This is a genomic window from Marinobacter sp. ELB17, assembly GCF_000169375.1.
Taxonomy (GTDB): Bacteria; Pseudomonadota; Gammaproteobacteria; order Pseudomonadales; family Oleiphilaceae; genus Marinobacter.
Map to the genome: position 1 here is coordinate 127,930 of NZ_AAXY01000006.1, position 22,977 is coordinate 150,906.

Here is a 22,977-nt window from a genome sequence, read left to right on the forward strand (position 1 = left end):
ATGTCTGCTACCACAAAACCGGGCGTGCGGGGCACCGCTGCCTGGCGCTGGCTGGCGAGTGCAATTTTGCTTGGCGCACTTTTCTTGTTGGTCGATACCACGGCCTTGTGGCGTGAGCTGCAACGAATTCCGCTCTGGGTGGTACTGCCGGCCGTTGTACTAAGTGCGGTTCAGGTCGTCATTTCTTCCTGGCGCTGGCGTTACACATGCAAACGCCTCGGCTTGAGCATCGGCTTAGGTGATGCCGTGCAGGAATACTACCTGGCCACGTTTATAAACCAGGTTTTGCCCGGCGGCGTTCTGGGGGATGTGAACCGTGCGTTTCGCCACGGCGCCAAAGCCGGCAAGCGACAAAAAGCGGCCCACGCGGTGGCGATTGAACGGCTGTCTGGGCAACTGGTTTTAGCGCTGGTGGTTGGGCTGGGTCTGATAGTGCTTTGGCAGGCAAACGTGTTCAAACCGTCGCTGGCGGGCTCTTCCGCTGCAATCGGCTGGCTGCCTATTGTTTTGCTGCTGGCAGTAGCGGGTGGTTTGCTGTTGTTGCGGATTTACAGCGCCCGGTTCAAGGCTTATCTTCTGGCCTTGCGTGTTGATGTGCGCCAGGCTTTGTTCAGTTGGCCCGCTTTGCCGCTGCAGCTGATGTCGTCGTTGTTGGTTGTGGCCAGCTATCTTGCGGTTTTTTTATTGCTGGCGGTGGCCGCGGATTACGTCAACAGTGCCGCTGCAGCGGCTGTGCTTCTGGCGCTGTGTACCGTGTTATTGCTGAGTATGGTCGTTCCACTGACCGTGGCCGGCTGGGGTATACGCGAAGGCGCCGCGGCTTTGCTGTGGCCGTTGGCGGGGTTGCCGGCGGAGCAGGGCGTGGCGCTCAGTGTCGGCTACGGTGCGTTGATGTTTATTGGCAGTTGCCCAGGCGCCCTGGTGCTGCTTAAAGGCCGCCGTGGTTAACGTTGAATTCCAGAGCAAACAGCATATCAGAACCCAGGTTGACCATCGTTGCCCGCGGCCGCAGCGCGTCGTCCAGTTGATCAATTTCGGGCAGCGTAAACGCTGGCCGACCGCTACCGATGATCATTGGCGCCACCATCACGTGCAATCGGTCCAGCAATTGCGCGCGCAGAAATGCCGACACAGTCACCCCGCCACCTTCTATGAATATTTTGTGCAAACCAAAGTCTGCCAGCACCGCCAATATTTGCGCGGGGCAAACGGGTTGCTGGTTATGACCCAGGCATGGAACTTCCAGAACACTCGTTAACCCTTGCAGCTTTGGTTTCGGGCCGGGTTGGTAATCGCCGGCGACCAGCCGAAGTGTTGGGGCTGCGTTGTCGGTAAACAGATGATGGCTGGCGGGCACCCGGCGGCGGCGGTCGATAACCACCCGTACCGGATTGTCACCAGAGGTGCGTCTGACTGTAAGCTGGGGGTTGTCGGCCACGGCCGTTCCAGCACCCACCACAACCGCGTCTGATAACGCCCTTATGCGATGTAAGTGGACAATACCATCATCACCATTAATGAATCGCGAATGGCCACTCACCGTGGCAATACGGCCGTCCAGGCTCTGGCCTAATTGGCCGATAACCGATGTGGTCTGGCCGTCTGCCAGTGGGCTTGCCAAAGGTAAGAATAAATCAAACAGTTGCTGTGCCTGTTCGCTGGCAGGGCGTAACAAACGCCAGTTTCCGTCGTCTTCAGACAAGGCGAGCGCGGGTTCTGTGCTGTTTGGAACCGGCAAAACAACGTTGGCACAACCCCGTGCCTGCAGAATAAGTTGCCAGGCTGAGTGGGTGTCCAGAAGTGGGGATTCTATAGCCAGTCTATCCATAGCCATTCGGTCCGGTTGCGTTGGCTGTATCTAAACAGGGAAAGCGTGCAAGGTACACCCGCCCCGGTTAAATAATGCCGGAACTGCGCAAAACAAATACTCCGAGTGTAACGGTCACACTGGCAAGCAAAGTGGTCAGCCCGATAATGTTCGCGGCCAGGCGGTCGTTCCCCCCCAACGCTTTGACCATTACAAAACTGGCCGCCGCCGTCGGGCTGGCGAAAAACAGGAACAGCAAGCCCAGTTCTGCGCCGCGAAAGCCCCAAAGCCATGCCGCCGCTGTGGCCAGCGCAGGAAGCGTCACCATTTTCATCAGGCTGGCGCCCATCGCCGTGCGGCTGTGGGTGCGAATGGAGCGCAGTGATACGGTAGCGCCAATGCACATAAGTGCCAGCGGCAAAGTGAGAGAAGCAAAGTAATCCCCCGATGTCATTACCCAGGCGGGCAGTTCCAGATTCAACGCAGCGACGGGAATGGCAACAACCACCGAAATGATCAGTGGATTATGCAGAATATTATGGAGGATTTTTCCTGGGCTGGCGCTTTGGCTGTGCTGATAGGCCAGCAGTACCACCACCGACAAGATGTTGTAGGAAATAATCACCAGGCCCAGCAGAATGCCACCGGCAGACAAACCATAATCGCCGTACAGATTGGCCGCCAGAGCCAGCCCCACGATGCCACAGTTGCCGCGGAATGCCCCCTGTACGTAAACACCTCGGTTTTCCCGACGCACGCGGAAGTGCGCCCACACCCAGGCCAGGCAAAAGGTGCCAACGGTCGCCATCAAAAAGAACACAAGCAAACCGGGATTCAGAGCGATGCTCAGATCCGCACGGGTAATGCTCAGAAAAATCAGCGTTGGCAATGTTGCTTTGAACACCAGGGCTGAAGCGGTATTGACGAACGCATCATCTATTCAATTAACGCGGCGCAGCCCCATGCCAATAAAGACCATGAAGAATACCGGCAGTGTGGTTTCCAGGGTTCGGGCAAAGGTATCCAGCAATTCCATAGAGGTGTTTTCCAATGATTCCGGCCCGGTCATTCAGAACGCTATGACTCAGAACGCTATGACTCAGAACAGACCGGCCTGTTGAATGGCCATATACGGAAGGGTGCCCGCAGCGATGGACAGCAGGGCATTGCTGCGCCAAAGGTGAACCAGCACCACCAGAACGCCGGGGATTAGCGCGTCCAGACCAACCACCGGTAAAGACCATGTCGCCGAACGTTGTAAAAAAACGATAGCCAGCAACGCCATAACAGCGGCGGGTAAATAGCGCCCCAGGTGTTTGATGAGGGGGTGTTCAGTATGGCGCTCGAAAAATACAAACGGAATGATGCGGGTGGCGAACGTTGCCAGCACCGTTACTGCTATAAAGCTGGACAGATAGTAGTTTTGAAACAGGTTCTCAGCCATGGGTTGTCTCCTCGCTGCGATTGCGGGTCAGAGCGTCTCTGTGCCGGCGATATTGCAGTAACAACACCAGTGAAACGATCACAATGGCTCCGATGAGTTGGTGCGGCGCTGGCAGAACGGCCATAGCCACCCCGGCGGCCAGAGCACCCAGCCAGAGCGGAAAGGTTTCACCCAGGGCTTTGTACTGCTCAATGGTTAGCACAATGAACAGAGCGATCAGCGCAAATTCAATGCCGGTGCTGTTGAAGGCAACGCTGTGCCCCAAAAACCCACCGGCCGCACAGCCGACGACCCAGTACAACTGGTTCAGTAGGGTAATGCGAAAATCCGTATGCAACTCCTGCTCGCGCGTTTCGGTGCGCTGGCGGCTGGTGAGAAGCGAGTAAGTTTCATCGGTCAGGCCGAATATCAAATACAGCTTACGCCAGCCAGCGCCGCGAAATTGCCCTAGCAAAGACAGGCCATAAAACAAATGCCGGGCGTTGAGCACAAACATCGCAATAAACACCTCCAGCAATCCGGCATGGGCGGCCAGCAAACTGACAGCCAGTATCTGCGCGGCACCGGCGTACACCAGTACACCCATCAGCGGGGCTATCCACCACGGGTAATCAAGCTGTGTGGCAAACAGTACGCCAAACGCCATGCCCAGCGGCAAATAGCCAAACAGGATTGGCAGGGTGAGTCGAAACGCGGAAGGAGTCATTAGCATCCAAACTATTTTTAAAGGCGGCCATGATAGTCAATTTAAAGCGCAGATTGAAGAACCAAAAAACCGCGACGAAGCATAAGCTTCGCCGCGGTTTTCGGGTGGATCATTTTACACTCTGGTATCAGCTTTTCGCTGCATCCGCTGCGCGGACTTTCACGTAGCTGCCAGGGGCATCTTCCAACGCCTTCAGTTTGCCTTCGCCTGGGACGCGGGCAGGAACCTGATCGCCCTGATACTGGGCCAGCCACTCAACCCAATGCGGCCACCATGAACCAGGGTGCTGCGCGGCTTCTGCCAGCCAGTCGTCCGGATTTTCTGGCAATGTATCCACATTATTGGTCCAAAAACCGTACTTTTCTTTGTACGGCGGGTTAATAATGCCGGCAATGTGGCCGGAGCCGCCCAGCAAGAACTTCACTTTTCCGCCGTGAGCCTGAGCGCCGGTGTAGCAGGATTTCCACTTGGCAATGTGATCCTGGCGTGCGGCTATGAACATAGACGGCACGTCAATATCTTGCAGATTATTGGTCTCACCACAGAATGTCAGCGAATCCGGTTGCACCAGTCGGTTGTTCAGGTACATTTCACGCAGATAAGGGCCGTGCAGCGCCGCGGGCAGGTTAGTGCCATCGGTGTTCCAGTACAGCAGATCAAAAGCCGCTGGTTTTTCACCTTTCAGGTAGTTCTTGGTCCAGAAAGACCAGAACAACTCGTTTTCACGCAGCAGGTTGAAGGTAAAGGCCATAGCTCGGCCGTCCAGGTAGCCCTTCTTGTTCATCATCTTTTCGATGCCCGCAAGCGAACGATCGTTGATGTATATGCTAATGCCGCCTGGATCAGTAAAGTCCAGAAGCGTGGTGAAGTAGGTCACACTGACGGTTGGTTTGCGGCCTTTTTTCTTCAACCAAGAAAGGGTTGATGCCACCAGGGTGCCACCAACGCAGTAGCCAATCAGGTTCATTCTCGCTTCGCCGGTGGCTTTGGTGACGTTGTCCATCGCCGCGACCACGCCTTTTTGCATGTAGTCGTCCCACACCAGGTCTCTCTGGCTGGGCCCCGGGTTTAGCCAGGAAACAACAAATACGGTTTGACCCTGATTAACCAGCCACTGAATAAACGAGTTGCGAGCGGTCAAGTCCAGAATGTAAAACTTGTTGATCCAGGGCGGCACGATCAACACCGGGCGCTTTGCTACGGTGTCTGTTGTCGGGGCGTACTGAATCAGTTGGATCAGTTCGTTCTGGAATACAACTTTGCCTGGCGTTGTTGCCAGGTTGCCACCGACCTCAAACGCAGAGCGGTCGGTCATACCCACGTTGAACAGCTTCGGGTTCTGGCGGTAGTCGTCAATAAATTGCTTGCCACCCGTCAACAGGTTCTTGCCTTTGCTTTCCCAGGTAATGCGCAGGGCTTCCGGGTTGGTGACCAGGAAGTTAGCAGGGGACAGCGCACTGGTAACCTGGCGCGCGTAAAAAAGCATTTGGTCGCGGGTGTCTTTGGGCAGGTTGTCCATGCCCTCTAACCAATCTTGAAATGCCTGGGAGTTGATCAGATAAGCTTGTAATAGCAAATCAAAGGGCAAGTGCTTGGACCAGTCTTCAGCTTGAAAACGGCGGTCGTCTGATTCCGGGCTAGCCACTGAATCCTGATCTTTACCCATTGCGCGGCTAAACGTATAGGAACCGAGCGCCAGATATTTGCGCAGCAAGTCGCTTTCTGCCGAAATCGTGCGCAACGGATTCTTGGCAACATCGGCGGCCATGGCCTTATAAATATCCGACATTTCTCCCATCATTGACAGGGTGGTTGGGCTGACCAAGCCTTTATCGCCTAGCATTTTTGCCAGTCGCTCTTGACCACGGCGCACATTAGTGTCGACGACACCCGCCACTAATTTTTTGGTTTTACTCAGTTTTTCCATTCCCAACATGCAGAATTCCTCAAGCGAAACAAGAGCAGTCGGTTAGGCATGGAAGCCCGATCGACCGCGAAAATGTTACTATTCAAACTAGGCGCAATTAGTTTTTTTGCGCGCCGGTTTTGCTTTTTTATGTGGCAGATTCATCGGCACTGGATACGGCTTTTTGAACTTTTTCGCGCGCTTGGCTGGAGTAATCCTGCCATGCCTTGATGTCGTCAGTAAACTGATCGTTCAACGCTTCCAGAGTTTCGCTCTGTTCAGAAGCAAGACTCTTCAGGCCATCCAGATCACGAACTTCAGAGGCTTTTTTCGCCTGGCTTAGTGCCATTTCGGAGTAGCGTTGAAATGCATTCATTTGCATCTCAGCGGCTTTGCCCAGCTGCTCTAACAGGGTTTCGTTCAGCCGGCTCGCTTTTTCGAATATATCGTTAGACATATTTAAAAATCCTTTGTGGTTGGAATCATTAAAGAAACACACTTTGCATTACCGTATAATAAATTTACGCAAAAAGTGGATACTGGAAATTCAGCCTTTTATTCTTTGCCTTAGTATACAGGCAACTAATCCGTTGAGCGTTACAACAATGTATGGTTTTTGCGAGTGAACGCCAATTAGACCGTCGATATTTATGATTTAATGACTGAGGTTTTAAATAATGAGCGAGTCATTTACTACGGTATCTGAGCAGGACCCGCGAGAAGAATTATTTATTGTACCTGTCGATTTGCTGGCCGACGATCAGATACTGGGCCTTGTTGAAGAATACTGCACCCGTTATCACGGCTTGAACGATCAGGAAAATCCTCTGGTGGAAACCAGCAGGGTCAAGGCTGCGGTCGACAAGGGAGAGCTGGTTGTGTGGTTTGATCCAGTCAACAATACCGCCAGTTTGGACAGGCCGCAGGCCCAGCGCTGACTATGATTCGTCATGGTTTGTTGCCTATCGTGATTCGGCGTTAACCGTTACAATTACGGCCTGAATGCTATTAGCTTTGTGTGAGGTGCATATTGATCAGAGTGTTACTGGTAGACGACCATGATCTGGTTCGATCCGGGATTTCACGCATGCTGTCTGACAACCCGGACATCGAGGTAATCGGCGAGGCTAAAAATGGTGAAGATGCCATTGAACAGGTACGCCGCAACCCGCCCGATGTGGTGTTGATGGACATCCGCATGCCAGGTATTGGTGGCCTTGAAGCAACCCGTAAAATTTTGCGATTGAATGGCGCCGTGCGGGTAGTCGTGGTAACCGGTTGTTCAGATAACCCCTATCCGGTACGGGTTATGCAGGCAGGTGCTGCCGGCTATATTACCAAGGGCGCCGATATTCGCGAGATCATTCGCGCTGTGCGTAAAGCCCACGCCGGACAACGCTACATCAGCCCGGAAATTGCCCAGCAAATGGCGTTAGGGCAGGGCAATGAAGATCACCCGGAACTGACGTTGTTCCAACGTCTTTCCGAGCGTGAGCGTGAAATAGCGTTGATGGTGGTGAATTGCAGAAAGGTTCAGGACATATCCGACGCACTCTGCTTGAGCCCGAAAACCGTCAATACCTACCGCTACCGTGTGTTTGAAAAACTCGGAATTTCCAGTGATGTTGAGCTGGCCCTCATGGTCGTTCGCCTCGGGTTTCACGATGCCAGTAACGTCTGATGCGGCCGCGCCTCCGGCGGCGCCTTTTGACAGCCGGCACTTCCTCAAACAACTTACTGAAAGGCCGGGCGTATACCGGATGTACGACGCCGCCGGCAAGGTGCTGTATGTGGGTAAAGCGCGCAATCTGAAAAACCGGGTTAGCAGCTACTTTCGTAATACCGGCCTGGCGCCGAAAACCCAGGCCCTGGTGGCAAAAATCTGTTCCATTGAAGTCACCATAACCGGCAGTGAAACCGAAGCTTTGCTGCTGGAACAGAATTTAATCAAGTCGTTGCGGCCGCCTTACAACATACTGCTGCGCGATGATAAATCTTACCCCTACATATATGTATCCGCGCACCAGGATTATCCCTCACTGACCTTTCGCCGGGGGCGTACAAAAAAAGGTGGCGGCACCTGGTTCGGGCCTTTCCCCAGCTCGGGTGCGGTTAAAGAAAGCCTTAATGTGTTGCAAAAAGTTTTCCGCATAAGATCGTGTAATGAAAGCTATTTTAGGAACAGAAATCGACCTTGTCTGCAATATCAGATCAATCGCTGCACCGCGCCCTGTGTGGACTATATATCCCCAGAGGACTACCAACAGGATATACGCCGTGCGGCGATGTTTCTTGAAGGCAAGAACCCGGTGGTTATTGAAGATCTGATGCAGGCTATGGAAGCGGCCGCGGCAGAGCTAAATTTTGAAAAGGCCGCTGCCTACCGCGATCAGATGAACCACCTGCGACATGTTCAGGAGCAGCAGTCTGTTGATGGTGAAGGCGGCGATGCCGATGTAATCGCCATAACCCAAGACGCGGGCATAGTGTGTGTGGTTGTCATCATCGTGCGCGGTGGCAGAGTGCTGGGTACCAAAGACTACTTTCCGCGATTTATCATTGAGCAGTCTGACGGTGAATTGCTGGCGGCGTTTTTGGGCCAGTATTATTTTGCCGGAGACACTCGACGCGAGATTCCCCAGGATATTTTGGTGAGCTCTGAACCCGAGGGCATGGCGCTGTTAGCAGAAGCTTTGTCAGAGGCAGCCAAGCGAGACACCCGCATTCGTGGTAATGTGCGCGGCGAGCGTAGGCGCTGGTTAGAGCTGGCGCAAACCAACGCTCGCCAGACGCTGCTGACGCACCTGGCCAGCAAGGAAACCGTATACCGCCGCTTATTGGCGCTAAAAGACCTGTTGGACCTGGCAGAAACGCCAGCGCGTATGGAGTGTTTTGATGTCAGCCACAGCCATGGCGAAAATACCGTGGCGTCTTGTGTGGTATTCGATGAAAACGGTCCATTGAAAAGCGATTACCGGCTCTACAATATTGAAGGTATCACCGGCGGCGATGACTACGCAGCAATGCGCCAAGTTCTGACCCGTCGCTATAAGCGATTGGTAGCCGGAGAGGGCAAAAGGCCCTCATTAGTGTTTATTGATGGTGGTATAGGCCAGCTTAATATTGCCCGTGAAGTCTTTGAATCGTTAGAACTTACGGACATTCCGCTTATTGGCGTTGCAAAAGGCGCTGCCCGGCGGGCGGGAATGGAGCAGTTGATCGATGCGGTTACCGGACGGGTGTTTCGGGTGCCAGCAGATTCACCCGGGCTGCACCTGATCCAGCATATCCGTGACGAATCACACCGCTTTGCGATTACCGGCCATCGCGCTCGCCGTGATAAAAAGCGCCGTCAGTCCACCCTTGAGGGGATCGAAGGTGTAGGTCCAAAGCGCCGGCGCGATTTGATACGTTACTTTGGCGGCATACAAGAGCTGCTCAAAGCCGGCATTGACGAAATGATTAAAATTCCTGGCATCAGCAAGGCTCTGGCTGAAACCATTTACGCAGCATTGCACGACGAGTAGGCAACGAATGAACATACCGAATATTCTCACTCTTTCCCGCATCGTGATGATTCCGGTGTTTGTGGTTATCTTTTACATGCCGGTGCAATGGAGCTACCTGGTCAGCGCGGCTATTTTTACACTGGCTGCCGTGACCGATTGGCTGGACGGCTATCTGGCGCGCAAACTGAACCAGAGCACGCCTTTCGGGGCGTTTCTGGACCCGGTCGCTGACAAGCTTATGGTGGCTGTGGCTCTGGCGGTGCTGATTGAAGAGCATGCGGCGTTGATTCTGACGTTGCCGGCAACCATCATTATTGGTCGTGAGATTGTGATTTCCGCACTGCGTGAATGGATGGCAGAAATTGGCAGCCGCGCCAGCGTAGCGGTGTCTTATATTGGTAAAATTAAGACTGTTGCCCAAATGGCGGCCATTATCGGGCTGCTGGCCTTTCCACCCGGTGTGGTTCAGGCTGACATCGCAATCGGTTTGTTGTATCTCGCTGCCGGGCTGACATTGTGGTCTATGGGGTTATATTTGAAGGCGGCCTGGCCGGATCTATTTCCGCGCAAGTAAGCGTTCAAGGCCACTCGTTTTCCACTTTTGGGTCGGCCGATAGCCCTTCACAGGCGCTCGCCCAGAGCGCAAGCTCACTCACCATGCGTTGGCCGGCGCCATCAAATGCAATAATGACATCGTCCAAACGATTACTGGCGGCGCTGGTTTTAATATCGAAGACCTGCGAGCACGCCGTTCTGCGACTGCGATTTTCCATGATTTCGCTGTATAGGCGGATGACCACATCGCTGTGATTAGCGCCGGGTTGGCTTTGAAAAGCCAGCAATTCGGTGACCATGGTCAGATCGGCTTCGGCCGGGCTGACGTCCGTAATTACCCGCTCAAAACCCTGACTTCTGCGCAATGCCGCAGTTATCGCATCGCGCATGATAACGGGCGCTGTGTCGCGCCAACGCACGCCACCGTATATGCGAAATTCTGTAGCCTCGGGTTTTGCCAGAATACGAGTGCTGTTGATGGGCTCGGATGCCACCGGTGTATCTACACGAAGACTATACGGCTGCTGGTCACCAGCGCGGCCCAGGGTTAAAGGCGCGGGCGCGAAATCCATTACCCGTGGCGTTTCAGGAACCGGAAAAATGGTGCAGCCTGTCATCACCAGTGCGCAGAGGGTGGCCGGTACAAAATTTTTCGAGTAGCGAATCATTGTGGCAATTCCTTGATAGTGTCTACGCCCCAGAGTGTCCCTGCCGGGTTTTCATCCAGTCGCCGGGTAAAGCGGTTCAGGTTATTAAGTGTGTTACGCAATTCCCGCAGGGCTGGTGCCAGCTCGCCCATGCCCTGCAGTCCTGCATCCAGTGCGCCGGCGTTGTCGGAGGTGAGGGTGTTCAGCCTCTGCATAACGGCGTCAAAATTACCCAGGGCGCGGTCCATCGAGCGCAGCGCCGAGCGACCCTCGTTACGCAACAGCGCATCGGCGGTGCCGGACACTTCGGCTATTTGGGCGGCGGCCTGGCTGGCATTCGCGCTGGCCTGATTCAGATTTGCAAACAGCTCGTCCAGAGCGGCGCTCTTGCGCACCAGCGTTTCACTGGCCTCACGGGTATTGCTCAGAATGGCAGACACCTGCTCGATATTGTCATTAGAAAATAACTGGTTGGCGTTACGAAGCAGTTGGTCGGCTTTGTTCATCAGTATCTGACTGTTGTCCAGCAAGCCGCTGAGCGCGGAGCGCTGGGCGTCAATAATCGGGGGGTTCTCACGGCTACCGATTAATAACGGGCTGTTCTGGCTGCCGCCGCTGAACTCGATGCTCATACTGCCGGTGATGTTCGCCAGTACCAAGCTGGCCCGGGTGTCTTCATGCATCGGAATGGTCTCATCGACGCGCACCAGCACTCGCACTTCCCCAGGATTTTCCCGCACCAAACGCAAAGACACCACGTCGCCCACATCGACGCCGTTGTAAAGAACCGGATTGCCTTCAGAGAGGCCACCGACTGTGTAATCAAACGCCACCTCATACCAGGCCCATTCCCGCTCATTACTGGTTTTGCCAAGCCACAACGCGAACACCAGAGCGGCGGCCGCCGTACTAATCGTAAACATTCCAATCAGGAAATGATGGGCCCTGGGTTCCATTATGATAACTCCTGGTGGGAATGGGGTGCTTGCAATGCCTGGTTGGTTTGAACCGCGTAGCTGGCGGCCCGGCCCCGTGGCCCAAGGAAATACTCCTGAATCCACGGGTCGGGATTTTCGATAACTTTCTGCAAACAATCGGCCACCAGAACTTTTTTCTGCGACAGTACCGCTACCCGGTCACAACTGTTGTAGAGCGTATCCAGGTCATGGGTCACCAGAAACACGGTTAAACCCAGTGCATCACGCAGGGTAACAATCAGTTGGTCGAAGGCGCCTGCGCCGATTGGGTCTAGCCCGGCGGTTGGCTCGTCCAGAAACAGGATTTCCGGATCCAGAGCCAGGGCTCTTGCCAGCGCCGCGCGCTTGATCATGCCGCCGGATAACTCCGACGGATACTGGGTAGCCGCTTTTACCGATAAACCGGTCAGTGCCAGTTTCATGCGTGCAAGATGCTCGGCTTCGGATCGCGGCAGTTTGCGATGTTCGATCAGCGGCAGGGCAATGTTTTCCTGAAGATTGAGCGAGGTAAACAGCGCGCCTTTTTGAAACAGTACGCCAAAGCGCTGTTCAGTAAGCGAGCGTTGGCGAGAAGACAGTGCGAGCAAATCCTTGCCAAATACTCGAATGTCGCCGCCTGACGGCTTGACTAAACCAACGATGCTGCGCAGTAAAACCGACTTGCCGGTACCAGACCCGCCGACCACTCCCAGAATTTCACCGCGAAACAGGTCCAAATCAAGCTGTTGGTGAACAACGTGACTGCCAAAGCGGTTTTCCAGGTTTCGCACCTGGATAATCGAAGTTTGGGATCTGTTTTCTCCATCCGTTGTTTGTGTCATTTACCAGCCCATCTCCATAAAAAACAGCGCTGCGATGGAGTCGAACAGAATAACCATAAAAATCGACTGTACTACGCTGGATGTGGTGTGAACGCCTACCGACTGGGCGCTGCCGCTGACTTTGAAACCCTCAAGGCAAGCCACGGCTGCAATTAGAAAAGCGAATATGGGTGCCTTGGACAAACCCACCAAAAGGTGCTTCAACGCGACGTCCTGCGACACAATCGATATGAATTGTGTCGGAGTGATGTCCAGCGTCATCGAACACACTAGGGCGCCACCCACCATGCCGGATATCATCCCTACAAATGTCAGCAACGGCAGGCTCACCATCATTGCAAGTACCCGCGGCAACACCAGCAGTTCGATGGGGCTGAGGCCTAGCGTGCGCAGCGCGTCCAACTCCTCATTCACTTTCATGGCGCCGATCTGGGCGGTGAAAGAACTGGCTGTGCGGCCAGCCAACAGGATAGCCGCCAATAAAACGCCAAACTCCCGCAGGAATGAAAAAGCCACCAAGTTAACGGTGTAAATGGTGGCGCCAAAATCTGCCAGTACGGTGGCCCCGAGGAAAGCGACAACAGCACCCACCAGAAAGGTGAGCAGGGCTACAATGGGTACCGCATTCAGCCCGGTGTCTTGAACCGCAGCCACAAAAGCCGTCATGCGCCAGCGCCGTGGGTGCAGTGTTGTCCACGCCAGGGCCGCAATAATCTGGCCAATAAAGCCAATAAGGGTAACAACGAGTTGGTACAACTCATTTACCCAAGCGCCGACATCGCGCACCAAACCAGACAGCGTAAAGCCGGGTGGGGCTGGCAGTGGCTGTTGATCGGCCATGGCGGTTGCGACTGCACTCAAAAGCGCGGCGGTTTCACGACTAACGGCTTGCGGGTTATCCGCTAGCCACTGCTCCAGATTATGGGGCCCAACAAGTTCGGCCAGCAGTGCCGCACCGGCGGTGTCTATGCGCCCCAACGTTTGCAGGTTCAGGGTTTGATAGCGGTCGGAGTCTTGGCCAGCTGCGGTAACGGATGAATAGAGGGCGTGGTAGTAGGGCAGGGTCCAGTCGCCGCAGGCGCTTATTTGGTCGCCGTCAATCAGCAGTTTGCCAGCGGCGCTCTGGCCAGGTTGTGAGTAATCCGATATGTCAGCGCGGGTCACGTTGTTGCCAAACTCCTAGGATAATAACGAATGGATAGCAGCTTAAAGACTCCACACCTTATCCGCCAGTACCTGGCGGTCTTCCGCATCGTGGCTGGCCAGTATCATCGCCACACCGTCGCCTTTTTGTTCCAGCAACAGGCCCTGCAAAATATGACGGGCGTCTGGATCAAGCCCGGTCAGGGGTTCGTCCAATAGTAACAGGGGTTGGCCGCGCAGCAGTGCTCGCAGCAAGGCCACCCGCTGACGCTGACCGCCGGACAGTTGCGCCGGGCGGCGCTTGCCCATGCCGGCCAGACCCACGCGCTCTAACGCAGCGGCGATGGTTTGCTTCTGTGTGCCTGACAGCTTTAATCCCGGATGAAGGCCAAGGCCGATGTTATCGGCAACGTTCAGGTGCTCAAACAGATTGTGCTCCTGAAACACGCTGGTGATCGGGCGCTTCCAAGGTGGCAATGGCGTCAATTCCTGCTGGCGCCAGCGAATAGAGCCGCCACTTGCTTGCAGAAACCCGGCAAGCAGATTGAGCAGGGTGGATTTGCCAGAACCACTGACGCCATGAATAGCAAGGCATTCGCCGGGTGCCAGGGTAAAATCAAACTGCCACTTTGGCCTATGTTGGTCGGGTGAAGTCGGGTAGTGAAAACCTAGACCGGAAACATCAAGCATGGCGAATGTCCATAACGGATACGTTCTGCGGTCGGGCGAATGGGCGTAAGCGGGCGGCGCGGGTAAGAACATGAGCCAGGCTGAATATCATCAACAACAGTAGAATAAGCCAAAGCCCGGTAGCCGCTGCTGCAACCAGTTGATAGCTGCCGAGCTGCTGGTACAGCAGCACCGGAAGCGTGGGTGCACCAGGCGAACCAAACAGCGCAATCACCCCAAAATCCCCCAGAGAAAGGCCAACCCCGTAGGCCAGCGCCAACGCTAACGGCCGCTTGAGCCGCGGCCAGTGTAACCAGCGCCAGCGATACCAACCCAGAATACCCAGTTGGTCAGCCTGCTGTCGGCTTGGCTGGTCCAGGCTTGCCAGCGGCCCACGAACCAGCTGAAGAATGAAGGGCAGCGCCATCATGGCGTTAATCAGCGCTACCAGAAGCATTCCTTGGCCGGCTGCGCCCAGGCTAGGGCGAAACAGCAGAAACAGACCGGTTCCCAATACCAGCGCCGGCACTATCAACGGCAAGTAGCCGGCGCTGTGAGTGACCATTTTTGCCTTGGGGAATTGCCCGGCCGCAACAATGGCCAGAGTGGCGATGACCGCAAAGAGGCCTGCGGGCAGGGCAATCGCCAGGCTTTTCACGGTGGCCTGGAATAGCGGTGTTTGTGGGTCAAGCATGGGCAGCGTGGCCAGCCCAGGATAGCCGCGGGCGACAATAGCCAGCAGCGGCAGCAGAAGGAAAATGGCGAAGGCCAGTACCAGTGCGCCGTCGCAAAATCGCGCGCGTCCGCGATTATCGCGCCGCGGCGGTGGTTGGCTGAAGCGTCGTTCCGACAACACTCTGGTGTGCTCACCCAGGCGCATAACCAGCCACCACAGGCCCCCACAAATACTCAGCTGCACCAGCGCAAGCAAGGCAGCGCGGCCAAAATCGAATTCAAAGCGCAGGGCCTGGTAAATAGCCACTTCCAATGTGGTCGCGCCTGGGCCGCCGCCCAGAGTCATTACGATGGCAAAACTGGTAAAGCAAAGGGTAAACACCAGCGCCAGCAACCCGGGCAACACCGGTTTCATGACCGGCCAGTCCAGAACCCGCCACACTATAAAACCGCGCAGCCCCATCTGGCTAGCCAGGCGCTTTTGGCTTTGCGGTGTGGCCTCCAGAGCTTGAAGTAGAATGCGTGCCGCTGTCGAGCACCACATAATTAAGTTGGCAGTCACAGCGCTGTTCAAACGCCGTTTTTACCGCCGGCCCCGGCCCCCATTCCGCTGCGAACGAGGGGTGGGTGTATACGGTTAATGCGGGGTTTTCGGCGGCGCTGGATAAACTGGTAAAAATGAGGATAAAGAGCCCTAAGACTGTCCGAGTTTTAGCGGGGAGCAAAGCAGTCTGACTATTTTGAACAATGCGCTGTAGCAGCGAATACGACATGGTGGTTAAACCTCAAAACTCGGTTTTAGGGCACCACGCGCGGTTGTCGGCTGATTAAAGCTCAATTCCTTCGCCAGCATTATCTGGGGCAGGTTCCGCGGGTATGGTCTCAGCCTGTTGGAGGCACCCCGTTGAGAAAGGCGAGTATAACAGGCTAAGTCTCATAAGGACGATACGGGAAATCGAAAAACTATACCAACATGCAAAAATACGATTAAAGCTCTTGTCTGCATTGGAGACCGTGTCAAACTCCGTGATACACGAACCCTTTGCAAATGTGCTCAACCAACGCCTCCAATGCGCAAACGTCCGCCACCGATGCGGCGTGCTATTGCGAATTTAATGGGATGTGGCTGTACTTGAGTGATTGTTCAATATAGAGTTGAGCAATTACTCAAAATGTTTCCTTGTGCCGTATCTCGGCCTCAAAAATCTGGAATTGACCATGGCTCGCGCAACGATTCACAACCGCCAAGACTCTCTGGAACGGGCTCTTCAGCTGTTCTGGCAAAAAGGCTTTCATGCCACCTCGTTGAAGGATCTGGAGAAAGCGCTCGACATGCGGCCGGGTAGTATTTATGCCACCTTTGGCAGCAAGGATGGGCTTTTTCAGGAGTCTATGGAACGCTATGCTCGCTTGGGGCTAGCCGAGTTTGAACGCACTTTGCACGCTTACCCATCACCATTGGCGGGGCTTGCCGCTTATTTGCGCGGGCTAGGTGGCCTTCGCGATCGGGAATTGCCAAGTCGAGCCTGTATGCTGGTCAAGAGCCTGTTGGAGCTGGGCGAACGGGAGCAAGCCGCCTGGCGCAAGGCAGCAGATCTGCTGGCAGGTATGGAAGAACGCTTTATTGATCGTTTCGATGCGGCACAGCAGATCGGGGAACTGGATAGCCGGCTTGATCCCGTTCGCCTCGGCCGGCGGTTGCAAGCCGAGGTAATGGGGCTACGCGCTTTTGCTCAGCGCGACGTCGACAGTGCGACCGTTCATGCTCTTGCTGAAGATATGGCACTGTCCCTGGAAGCTCTGCGTAAAGACGGTGTTACAGATAAACGCTAATATTTCTCGTGTATTTGCCTTCTCTTGTTGCCTTAGGGCAGGGAGCAGGTTTTTTAAGGCAGACTGTTTAGTCGATCGTTTCAGGTGCCAGTTTATCCTGGGTTTTCAAATCAAAATCCGAGGCATCATGCCGCTCGTGCAGTTGCTCTGAAAGCTCACCCCAAGTGCGGTTGACTTTGCGGCCACGTTTGACAGCGGGGCGCTCAAAGATCTCTTGTGCCCAGCGGCGCAAGTTCTTGTAACTTTCGACCTGCAGGAATTCACCCGCACCGTAGGCCTCTCCCAGCACCAGATTGCCATACCATGGCCAAGTGGCTATGTCGGCAATGGAATACTCGTCTCCGCCGAGAAAACGGTGCTCGGCTAGCTCTCGGTCAAGCACGTCCAGTTGGCGTTTCACTTCCATCGTGAAGCGATTGATCGGGTACTCAAACTTCTCGGGTGCATAGGCGTAAAAGTGCCCGAATCCGCCGCCCAGATAGGGCGCTGAACCTTGCAGCCAGAACAGCCAGTTCAGTACTTCGGTGCGTGCAGCCATGTCCTTTGGTAGAAAGTGCCCGAACGTCTCAGCCAGATAGAAAAGGATGGCACCGCTTTCAAAAACTCGACTGCCGCTTTCCGTATCAAACAGAGCCGGGATTTTCGAGTTTGGATTTACGTCGACAAAGCCGGATGAAAACTGGTCGCCTTCGCCAATCTGAATCAGGTGAGCATCGTATTCGGCCCCGGTTTCACCGATGGCCAGCAGCTCTTCGGCCATAATGGTGACCTTCTGGCCGTTGGGTGTTCCGATCGAATAAATCTGCAAAGGGTGCTTTCCACGCGGCAGCGTCGCCTCATGTGTCGCGCCGGCTATGGGGCGGTTAACACTGGCCCATGTTCCTCCGCTTTCTGCGTCCCAGGTCCAAACCTGTGGTGGTTCATATTGATTTCTGTTCGACATGATCTTGGCCCTCTTTCAAAAATAGATAATGCGTTCAATACAGCAGCGACAAGTCAGGGCGGGCAATGAGAACCGCCTCCGACTTGCTCGGCATGTTAGTCAGCCTTATGCCACTCAAACTTCTGGAACGGCTTGTCTATCGGCGTGTCGGCAAGGTGATTTGTGTAGTTGCTCATCACCTTCTGTGCGGTGCCAAGAACGACCTCAAGAATCTGGCGCTTGGTGAAACCAGCCTCCAGAAATGCTGCCACGGCGCTGTCATCCACGTTGCCGCGGCCGCGCACAACGGCGAGAGTGAAGTCGCGCAGGGTTTCCAGCCGGTCTGTTGGTAACGGTGTTTCGTTACGCAGAGCTTCAGTGATGGCGTCATCAACGTTCATGCTTTTGGCGATGCCGGTATGCGCGGGCACGCAGTAATGGCAAGCATGTTCGACGTTGATGGTCTGCCACACCACGGTAGTTTCTTCGTCGTCGAAACTGCTATCGAGAAAGAGCTGATGAAGCCGCTGATAACCTTCAAGTAAGCCTGGTGCTTCTGCCATAACCGCGTGAAGGCCTGGAACCATACCAAGAGCTTTGATGGAGTTGTCGAGTAAATTCTGGCTTTCTTGTGGGGCGCTTTCTTTGTCGTGAAGAGTAAAGTTGGTAATGGAATGACTCCTTGCGGTAAAGGTAAACGTGATGTGACTTACATTGAGTTAAATGTTGCCGTCAAATTTGAGTGATCGCTCAAATTTAGGCGCAAAATTTTCGAAATAGGTTTAACAGGAATAACTGTAACTTAACTTGAGTGATCGTTCAAACTTAATTTGAGCGATTACTCAAGGTGTATGGACGTATCGCCATCACAGTATTTTTAGAGCAAAAAATCTTTACCCAAATTCTGAGCCTTGTAAGCTTGCCATCACCTTAGCTTTCGAGGCCCTTTCGCGTTCGGCGTAAAGAGATAGCTCATCGGTTACCTAGGCACCAAGAGCCTCTTCAAAGGAATCACGATTCGCGCTACCTACATAGGCCTCACTTTGCGCGCCCCCAAGGCTTGACTGGAAAATACCCGCCGCGCTCACGGGCAAAAAGTCTTCATAGGTAATCGGCTGCGCTTCAATCAGCCCTTGCGCAATCAAGGCTTCCGTATCTTTGTCGGTACAGTCTTTAGCGGCTTGCCCAGCGTCGGTCAGATGATAGTGAAAGTAGGCCAACCCCTCACGACGCATCGCCTGATCGCTATCGGGAAACGCCGCAAATACGCTATTCCTAACCGCTTGGTGCGCATCGTTATCGAGTTCTGTCGCTTGCTTGCGGCCGTCATTGAGGAGCTGGTCATACAATGCACGCCCTTTTGGCGTAAGCGCCACCCCTCGCTGCTCAACTTCACCAAAGCGAGCGGTGTGGGTACCCTGCGTATCACCGGCAAAGCGAATCGACTCCTCCAACGCTTTAAAGCTGGTTTGGCGAAGCAAAATGGCGCATTCACGATGTGGTGGCCCTTCGATGACTGCTTTCGGATCGTAATAACCGACAGGATACATCCCCATAACGGCAAACAAGCGTCGCAACATAGACAGCTCACCCGCTGTGCCCACACGAATTGCTCCGTGGCGTTCGACGCTAAGGCGTGCAAGTTCACCCTGCGCTTCCAAACGCCGGTAAAGCTCAGGTTGTTGGCCAAGCATTTCTTGATTTACGCATTCCACGAGTTCAAGCAGGGTGCCGTACTGAGGTACTTCTGCTTGATACATAGTCGACATAGCCTTTGAGAAGCGGTCGCGAACGTCGTCGGTTGAAAGGAGTGTTTTTTGACTCATCTTATCGCTAGATATTGCACAGTGTTGAGATCAAGATGTTATACCTGCTTCAGTCGAGCTACCAGTCTGCCTGCTTTTTCGCCTTGCGTTAAATGCGCTCCACGGAGCCCTGCACCCGGAGCGGCCTTGCGGTCTCGGGCGAATGTGGCCTGATGGTTCTTCAAGACCCACTTACGAAGTGGTTCAGATAGTGAGTGTGCTCGGGCGGGTCCATGCCATTCGGCACGAAAGGTACCCAGTTGCAACTTAATGAGCGAATGCTCCTCGTTCATCCGGGCGATTGGTGCTTCCAGATTGCGCGGCTGCTCATGTTTCATTCGTTTCAGAACGTGAGTGTTCTCTTGCTCAAATTGACCCCTTCGAGTGCGAAGATCAGGTTATTAGAAGAACCGTTCGAACCAGCCATCAAAGCCTGCCAGCGGTCCGGACTTGATCTAGAATACGTAACACCATAGCTCAGCCATCTCGGTGGCGTTAGCGTATGGTAAGTGTTAGCTGTCCCTCCAGAACGTGTTAATACCGCACTTTTGAGGCTACAGTTGCTGTACATGTGTCTGTACTTATCCACTAAGATTTATCTAATATAAATCAAATAGGACGGTTTATGACACCTACCATCGCCATTCTGCTGATCATTACCTTCGTGCTCTCAACGGTTGGTTTGCTGTTGCTGATCTGGTCTATTGCCAACAATCAGTTCAGCCATGGCCAGGAGGCCGCACGCAGCATTTTCTCGCCGGGCGAGGAGGGCCACAGTGAGGACCCTGCACGCCCTGCCGACCCCTCGTTCACAGGAGAAAACACAGCTCAGGCCGCCGCGATCAACGCACGCTGGACCGCCGATCAATCTTCCCGAACGGCCGTGCTTACGTGGCTGAGTTCGTCCATTTTCTGGTTGGTTTTAGGCTCGTTTTTCGGCCTGGTGTCGTCCATCAAAATGCATCTCCCCGAATTTCTGGCGGCCAGTGAGTTTTTAACCTTCGGCCGGATACGCCCTGCTCACCTAAACGCAGTTACATACGGTTGGGCGTCTATGGCCGGCATTGGGGTGGCGTTATTCCTGATTCCCAGGCTGTTCAAAACGTCGTTGGCAGGTGGAAAGTACGCCGTTTTTGGTGCTGTTATCTGGAACATTGGTCTGATTCTTGGCCTGACGGCCATCATCATAGGCCTTTCCGATGGCAAGGAGTGGCTGGAGTTTCCATGGCAGATCGACATTCTATTTGTGGTGGGGGGCGGTCTGTGCGCTATACCCTTACTGTTAACCGCGGCCAACCGCCAGGTCGAACACCTGTACGTGAGTAGCTGGTATCTGATGGCGGCGTTGGTGTGGTTTCCGATTCTGTTTCTGATCGCCAACCTGCCTTTTACTTTTCCCGGCGCATCCGGCGCCACGGTTAACTGGTGGTTCGCCCATAACGTTCTCGGGCTTTGGGTAACGCCCATCGGCATCGGCATAGCCTATTACATGATTCCAAAAATTCTCGGCAGGCCGATTATCTCTTATCAGTTATCGCTGATTGGTTTCTGGTCTTTGGCATTGTTCTACAGCCAGGTGGGTATCCACCACATAATTGGCGGCCCCATACCGACCTGGCTGGTGACTCTGTCAATCGTCCACAGCGTGATGATGTCGATACCGGTTATTACCGTCGCCATCAACCACCACGGGACTATGATGGGCAACTTTGGGCGTCTTAAAGATTCGCCAACACTTCGATTTGTGTGGATTGGCGCTCTTATGTACACGGTGGCGTCGCTTCAGGGGTCTATGGAAGCACTGCGCAGCGTTAACGTAATCACTCACTTTACCCACTACACCATTGCCCACGCGCACCTGGGTATGTACGCCTTCCTGAGCTTCATTCTGTTTGGTGCGATTTATTTCATCATGCCCCGCCTGACCAACTGGGAGTGGCCATGGCGCGGGTTGATCAGCCTGCATTTCTGGCTGGTGAGCGTCGGCATCGTGATTTATGTAGTGTCACTAAGCATTGCTGGCTGGAAGCAGGGTGTGGCCTTGCTCGATGCGGCAATGCCGTTCATGGACATCGTTCGAATGACAATGCCCGCACTTCAGGCCCGCACGGTGGGTGGCGCTCTAATGACGCTTGGGCACCTGGTGTTTGCGTTCCATTTCGTTGCGATGCTGATGCGTCGTGGAATTGGCAATCAGCAACCAACTCTCTTTCGTCCTGCTATTAAGGAGTTCACTCAATGAAAGGTGCTCTTGCAATTATGGTCGGTGCGGCCCTTATTTTATTGTTGGCCATGCTTACGCTGGTGGTTATGCCGTATCTGCAAATGTCGGCAGAACAGGTTCCGCCTGATCTCAAGCCTTATACCGAAACGCAGCAGCGCGGTCGGCAGTTGTACATAGCGAACGGCTGTATTTACTGCCATAGCCAGCAACCGCGGGATCCGGGTTTTGCTTCCGGAGACAGAGATCGGGGCTGGGGGCGCCCTTCCGTACCCGGGGACTACGCTTACGATCAGCCCCACCTGCTTGGCACCATGCGCACCGGACCTGATCTGTTCAATGTCGGCGCACGGCTGCCCAGCATAGACTGGCAACTGCTGCACCTTTATAACCCGAGGGCGGTCTACCAAGACAGCATCATGCCGTCATATACGTTTCTGTTTCGCCATGTAGATGAGGCTGAGGCGGGTGACAAAGTCGTTTACCTGCAGGCGGCTTTTGGCCCTGAATCCGGACAGATTGTTGCTACCGATGATGCGCTGGCACTCGCCGAGTATCTGCTTGCCCTTGACCATACATATCCGGCACCTACCTTGCCGAAAGCCGATAACCCCAAGGAGTAACGAGCGCTATGAACCAGCATGATCATCGCGCCCAAAACCGGGAAGCTGCCGAACCGGAGGAGGGCAATCGCGCCGCTCCAAAAATTGTATTCGTCTGGATTGCCATCCTGATTGTCTGGGGCGTTGGCTACTACGCCTGGCAGATTGGCAAGCCGTTGCTGGGTGGTGACAGCCGCACACCCGTTGCAACTGCGTATCAGGAGTCCAAGCCGGTAAAAAGTTCAAGCGCTGAGAACGCTGTTGAATCTACGGATGCTGAGATCTCAGATCCAGAGGTTTCAAACACTGCTAGCTCACAAGGTTCGGTCCCTAACAGCCGCACAGCGAGCGTAGAACCCAATGGCGCTGCTATTTTCAGCGCCCAGTGCAGCGCCTGTCATCAGGCAACTGGACTGGGTATACCGGGCGCCTTTCCACCCTTGGCTGGAAGCGAGTGGATGTTGGCCGACGCGGCCGTCCCTGTCGCTATCGTCCACGATGGCCTGCAGGGAAAAATTGAAGTTGCAGGCAATCAGTTTCAGGGCATTATGCCAAGGTTTGGCGGCCAACTTTCCGATGCGGAACTGGCGGCTGTATTGAGTTATGCACGCAGCCAATGGGGCAATGACGCGAGCGCGATCAGCTCGGGCGCGGTCACCGAACATAGAGAACGTTTCGGGGACCGTAAGGAATGGTCAGCAGAAGAGTTAACGAAGGTTTTCGGGAAACCCTAGG

General features: G+C 54.4%; 24 protein-coding genes, 1 pseudogene and 1 riboswitch. Of the genes and pseudogenes, 9 read left to right on the top strand and 16 right to left on the bottom strand.

Features of this window, described 5'->3' with window-relative positions:
* A complete protein-coding gene (locus tag MELB17_RS09850) occupies window positions 1–948 on the top strand; it encodes a lysylphosphatidylglycerol synthase transmembrane domain-containing protein (protein ID WP_007350080.1) in 948 nt (315 codons plus the stop codon).
* Here MELB17_RS09850 and MELB17_RS09855 read toward each other — a convergent pair.
* From MELB17_RS09855 to MELB17_RS09880, 7 genes are all read right to left on the bottom strand, one after another.
* A complete protein-coding gene (locus MELB17_RS09855; protein ID WP_007350081.1) occupies window positions 929–1,834 on the bottom strand; it encodes a RibD family protein in 906 nt (301 codons plus the stop codon). The genes MELB17_RS09850 and MELB17_RS09855 overlap by 20 nt on opposite strands.
* Before the next feature lie 61 nt (window positions 1,835–1,895).
* Complete coding sequence (locus MELB17_RS09860) at window positions 1,896–2,747, bottom strand: AEC family transporter (RefSeq protein ID WP_264673227.1); 852 nt, start codon at window positions 2,745–2,747, stop codon at window positions 1,896–1,898.
* Window positions 2,748–2,876, bottom strand: a complete 129-nt coding sequence (locus MELB17_RS26145; protein ID WP_007350083.1) for a hypothetical protein — start codon at window positions 2,874–2,876, stop codon at window positions 2,748–2,750.
* Between the two features lie 30 nt (window positions 2,877–2,906).
* Window positions 2,907–3,251, bottom strand: a complete 345-nt coding sequence (locus MELB17_RS09865) for a branched-chain amino acid transporter permease (protein WP_007350084.1) — start codon at window positions 3,249–3,251, stop codon at window positions 2,907–2,909.
* On the bottom strand, window positions 3,244–3,957 hold the full coding sequence (locus tag MELB17_RS09870; protein ID WP_036184296.1) for an AzlC family ABC transporter permease: 714 nt from the start codon (window positions 3,955–3,957) through the stop codon (window positions 3,244–3,246). The genes MELB17_RS09865 and MELB17_RS09870 overlap by 8 nt, the downstream gene beginning before the upstream one ends.
* Before the next feature lie 127 nt (window positions 3,958–4,084).
* Window positions 4,085–5,893, bottom strand: coding sequence for a PHA/PHB synthase family protein (locus tag MELB17_RS09875; RefSeq protein WP_007350086.1), 1,809 nt, complete (start codon window positions 5,891–5,893; stop codon window positions 4,085–4,087).
* A gap of 118 nt (window positions 5,894–6,011) precedes the next feature.
* On the bottom strand, window positions 6,012–6,320 hold the full coding sequence (locus MELB17_RS09880; RefSeq protein ID WP_007350087.1) for a phasin family protein: 309 nt from the start codon (window positions 6,318–6,320) through the stop codon (window positions 6,012–6,014).
* A gap of 220 nt (window positions 6,321–6,540) precedes the next feature.
* Between MELB17_RS09880 and MELB17_RS09885 the strand changes: the two genes are divergently transcribed.
* The 4 genes from MELB17_RS09885 (at window position 6,541) to pgsA (ending at window position 9,946) form a co-directional block, all read left to right on the top strand.
* A complete protein-coding gene (locus tag MELB17_RS09885; protein ID WP_007350088.1) occupies window positions 6,541–6,801 on the top strand; it encodes a hypothetical protein in 261 nt (86 codons plus the stop codon).
* A gap of 92 nt (window positions 6,802–6,893) precedes the next feature.
* Window positions 6,894–7,544 (top strand): UvrY/SirA/GacA family response regulator transcription factor, encoded by a 651-nt coding sequence (uvrY, locus tag MELB17_RS09890; protein ID WP_007350089.1) that lies wholly within the window; start codon window positions 6,894–6,896, stop codon window positions 7,542–7,544.
* The gene (uvrC, locus tag MELB17_RS09895) at window positions 7,528–9,390 is read left to right on the top strand and encodes an excinuclease ABC subunit UvrC (protein ID WP_083796375.1); all 1,863 of its coding nucleotides are present in this window, start codon (window positions 7,528–7,530) and stop codon (window positions 9,388–9,390) included. The genes uvrY and uvrC overlap by 17 nt, the downstream gene beginning before the upstream one ends.
* A 7-nt stretch (window positions 9,391–9,397) precedes the next feature.
* Window positions 9,398–9,946 (top strand): CDP-diacylglycerol--glycerol-3-phosphate 3-phosphatidyltransferase, encoded by a 549-nt coding sequence (gene pgsA, locus MELB17_RS09900; RefSeq protein ID WP_007350091.1) that lies wholly within the window; start codon window positions 9,398–9,400, stop codon window positions 9,944–9,946.
* 4 nt (window positions 9,947–9,950) lie between these two features.
* On the opposite strand, the gene MELB17_RS09905 is transcribed toward pgsA, so the two are convergent.
* Genes MELB17_RS09905 through MELB17_RS09930 form a run of 6 tightly spaced genes read right to left on the bottom strand, consistent with a single transcriptional unit; the run spans window position 9,951 to window position 15,421 of the window.
* Entirely contained in the window at window positions 9,951–10,595 is a 645-nt protein-coding gene (locus MELB17_RS09905) for an ABC-type transport auxiliary lipoprotein family protein (RefSeq protein ID WP_007350092.1), read from the bottom strand.
* Window positions 10,592–11,530, bottom strand: coding sequence for an MlaD family protein (locus MELB17_RS09910; RefSeq protein WP_007350093.1), 939 nt, complete (start codon window positions 11,528–11,530; stop codon window positions 10,592–10,594). Before MELB17_RS09910 ends, MELB17_RS09905 begins: the two co-directional genes overlap by 4 nt.
* Window positions 11,530–12,372: an ABC transporter ATP-binding protein gene (locus MELB17_RS09915; RefSeq protein WP_007350094.1), complete on the bottom strand. Its 843-nt coding sequence runs from the start codon at window positions 12,370–12,372 to the stop codon at window positions 11,530–11,532. Before MELB17_RS09915 ends, MELB17_RS09910 begins: the two co-directional genes overlap by 1 nt.
* Window positions 12,373–13,536, bottom strand: a complete 1,164-nt coding sequence (locus tag MELB17_RS09920; protein WP_007350095.1) for an MlaE family ABC transporter permease — start codon at window positions 13,534–13,536, stop codon at window positions 12,373–12,375. It abuts the gene before it with no gap.
* Window positions 13,537–13,578: 42 nt separating this feature from the next.
* On the bottom strand, window positions 13,579–14,205 hold the full coding sequence (locus tag MELB17_RS09925; RefSeq protein ID WP_007350096.1) for an ATP-binding cassette domain-containing protein: 627 nt from the start codon (window positions 14,203–14,205) through the stop codon (window positions 13,579–13,581).
* A complete protein-coding gene (locus MELB17_RS09930) occupies window positions 14,198–15,421 on the bottom strand; it encodes an ABC transporter permease subunit (protein WP_227498859.1) in 1,224 nt (407 codons plus the stop codon). Before MELB17_RS09930 ends, MELB17_RS09925 begins: the two co-directional genes overlap by 8 nt.
* Before the next feature lie 259 nt (window positions 15,422–15,680).
* Window positions 15,681–15,773: riboswitch (TPP riboswitch) on the bottom strand.
* 304 nt (window positions 15,774–16,077) lie between these two features.
* On the opposite strand from MELB17_RS09930, the gene MELB17_RS09935 reads away from it, so the two are divergent.
* Window positions 16,078–16,692: a TetR/AcrR family transcriptional regulator gene (locus tag MELB17_RS09935; RefSeq protein ID WP_036184324.1), complete on the top strand. Its 615-nt coding sequence runs from the start codon at window positions 16,078–16,080 to the stop codon at window positions 16,690–16,692.
* 67 nt (window positions 16,693–16,759) lie between these two features.
* Here MELB17_RS09935 and yghU read toward each other — a convergent pair whose 3' ends face one another.
* The 3 genes and pseudogenes from yghU to MELB17_RS09950 form a co-directional block, all read right to left on the bottom strand.
* Window positions 16,760–17,635 (bottom strand): glutathione-dependent disulfide-bond oxidoreductase, encoded by an 876-nt coding sequence (gene yghU, locus MELB17_RS09940; protein ID WP_007350099.1) that lies wholly within the window; start codon window positions 17,633–17,635, stop codon window positions 16,760–16,762.
* A 95-nt stretch (window positions 17,636–17,730) separates the two neighbouring features.
* Entirely contained in the window at window positions 17,731–18,285 is a 555-nt protein-coding gene (locus MELB17_RS09945; RefSeq protein ID WP_036184325.1) for a carboxymuconolactone decarboxylase family protein, read from the bottom strand.
* Window positions 18,286–18,507: 222 nt separating this feature from the next.
* A pseudogene (locus MELB17_RS09950) lies at window positions 18,508–19,440 on the bottom strand (VOC family protein).
* A 604-nt stretch (window positions 19,441–20,044) separates the two neighbouring features.
* On the opposite strand from MELB17_RS09950, the gene MELB17_RS09960 reads away from it, so the two are divergent.
* From MELB17_RS09960 to MELB17_RS09970, 3 genes are read left to right on the top strand one after another with little or no spacing between them, the layout of a single operon-like run.
* Window positions 20,045–21,661, top strand: a complete 1,617-nt coding sequence (locus MELB17_RS09960) for a cbb3-type cytochrome c oxidase subunit I (protein ID WP_007350103.1) — start codon at window positions 20,045–20,047, stop codon at window positions 21,659–21,661.
* On the top strand, window positions 21,658–22,263 hold the full coding sequence (locus MELB17_RS09965; RefSeq protein ID WP_007350104.1) for a cbb3-type cytochrome c oxidase subunit II: 606 nt from the start codon (window positions 21,658–21,660) through the stop codon (window positions 22,261–22,263). The genes MELB17_RS09960 and MELB17_RS09965 overlap by 4 nt, the downstream gene beginning before the upstream one ends.
* 8 nt (window positions 22,264–22,271) lie before the next feature.
* Window positions 22,272–22,976, top strand: coding sequence for a c-type cytochrome (locus MELB17_RS09970; protein WP_007350105.1), 705 nt, complete (start codon window positions 22,272–22,274; stop codon window positions 22,974–22,976).
* Window position 22,977 lies beyond the last annotated feature (1 nt).